The sequence below is a fragment of the Ningiella ruwaisensis genome, assembly GCF_004798935.1.
In the GTDB taxonomy this organism is placed as follows: Bacteria; Pseudomonadota; Gammaproteobacteria; order Enterobacterales; family Alteromonadaceae; genus Glaciecola; species Glaciecola ruwaisensis.
The window spans coordinates 1-1,924 of the sequence record NZ_RAHT01000019.1 but is presented as its reverse complement, the minus strand read 5'-3'; the positions used below and the strand labels follow the sequence as shown (position 1 = coordinate 1,924).

Here is a 1,924-nt window from a genome sequence, read left to right as displayed (position 1 = left end):
CCGGTGATAGGTCGAATATCAACGATAAACGAATCACCAGTGATTTTTTTCCAATCTTTTGAAAGCTGGCTTTGCTTTGGTATTCTAATATCAAAATCAATCAAATCGTCTTTGGATAGCAAAGCAACAATGTGTATATGTGGGTGCCAACCATGCTCTGAATGTGTGAGCTCATAGGAATAAACACCGCCTTTCATTTTGCAAAACTCGTTATAACCCCAGCCCGAAGATTTATGGTTTCTGCGAGCTTTGAGAACGGATTTCATGGACTTGTTGAGATGATCAAAGCGTTCAGCTAAATCCTGACCGTTCTTAATGGTCAAAGTAAGCAAATAAGGCTCTAAATCGCCCTGTGAGGCGATTATCTCGTTAAACTTACCCAAGTAAGCCTCTACGGCTTTTGCGGCTCTCCTGATAGCGCAGGGAGCGCACAACAGATGTTTTTTGCATGAGGTGGCTTTGACAAGCCTGAGTTTGTCAACGGTGTAGTAGTTATGAAAGACAAGGTAATTGAAACACGAACCAAGTTCACTGATGACCTTTGGGTAATCAATTACACCGTGTAACGGTTGTGGTTCGTTTCCACTTGAAGTTGCTTTCAAATGGTTTAATATGTGTACCTGTCGCTGTTTAGCTTTTGAGTATTTTTCAATCCGCTTGTGCAACGACAGAGATTCTGAACCCTTGTGAGTGAGATTGCCCGGCAAAGCCATATCACCCAAGGGTTTTTCTTTATCTGTCATTCGATAATTCCTTAGATTCCTAGTCACTTTATTTACATGTATCAAGTAAAGCAAGAAAACTTCTGCTCAGGCTGTCCCTAAAGGGGCAGGCTGAGCGTCAGTTTCCTAGCTTGCAAGTGCCTGCGGCTTTGCTTGTTTTGGGATGAAGAAAATCACGTTGTTACGTGAAGCGAGAACGCCTACATCGATAGAAATTTGCTTGCCAATAAACGCTTTGAAATGCTCTATGTTGTGAGCGGTTAACGTGAACATATCCATTCTAGAATCACCATCAGGCAATTCTACTTTGCCCATGATTTGCACCTTATCCTGTCCTCCGTACTCGTTCCCCTCCTTGTTAACGCCTTTTGGCTGCTTAAATGTGTTGATGAGTTGGCCCTTAAGAGTCAGCATTATGAGCCTCCGTGTATGCTTCGTAATATTGCTCCCAAACGCTCTCACCGTCCAAATCACGCTGAGCAAGATTAGCCTTAACAAGCTGAAGCACTGAAAGCTTTTCGTGTTTTGGGATGCTTTTGAAAATATCTTGGGTACTTGCTTCAATGATATTTTCTAGAACTGATGCGCGAGTCTGGCCATAGAACGTTGCAAAGGCATCGATAAAATCTAGGGTTTGTGGACTACACTTCGCTGAAAAACGAACTGCGTTAGTTTCGCTATCTTCTGCCATTGATTTGATATCTGACAAAGTAGCGACATAATCTTCAATTGATTCATGTTTCATGATTCACCTTAATCGTATTCAATTAAGCTCCAATTTGAGCTTGAATCATAATAGATTTTTTTAAAAATAATGTAAAGGTTTATCAAGAATAGCGGCTTTCTGTGCGAGGAAGTTTTAAGCACATACTCGCCGCACACGGCATAGGACTATTACAAAAAGCAGGTTTCCGCCGCGTTCGCGGCTGTCATGCGCTAGCGCGCATCAAACTTCAACGTGTTTTGACGACTCCAGGTTAAACTGACTGCCCAGGTATTTATAGATAAGCTCGATGTAAGGCAGTTGAGCGATTTCATCTTCATTGAGATTATCTGGTACCTGAACCCCTCTAAATTCACCAAAAGAGCCTTGAAGTCTTTTGCCCCTTAGGAAACTGAACGCCTCCACCGTCTGCGACGGTGTGAGCTCTGAAAACTTTAAAGCGTATTTGAACACTTCAACAAAACCCTCGGCAGGGTCT

At 42.5% G+C, this 1,924-nt stretch carries 4 protein-coding genes; all 4 read right to left on the bottom strand.

Annotated elements, in window-relative coordinates; genetic code table 11:
* Nucleotides 1-743, bottom strand: a 743-nt coding sequence (locus tag D6V41_RS18025; protein WP_168711085.1) for a protein rep, incomplete at its 3' end; no start/stop codon positions are given.
* Nucleotides 744-848: 105 nt separating this feature from the next.
* Nucleotides 849-1,136: a hypothetical protein gene (locus D6V41_RS18020; RefSeq protein ID WP_136252948.1), complete on the bottom strand. Its 288-nt coding sequence runs from the start codon at nt 1,134-1,136 to the stop codon at nt 849-851.
* Nucleotides 1,123-1,467 carry a hypothetical protein gene (locus tag D6V41_RS18015; protein ID WP_136252947.1) on the bottom strand — a complete coding sequence of 115 codons (345 nt, stop codon included), beginning with the start codon at nt 1,465-1,467 and terminating at the stop codon, nt 1,123-1,125. Before D6V41_RS18015 ends, D6V41_RS18020 begins: the two co-directional genes overlap by 14 nt.
* A 201-nt stretch (nt 1,468-1,668) precedes the next feature.
* Nucleotides 1,669-1,924: hypothetical protein (locus D6V41_RS18235; protein ID WP_421907990.1), on the bottom strand; the 256-nt coding region annotated here is incomplete at its 5' end.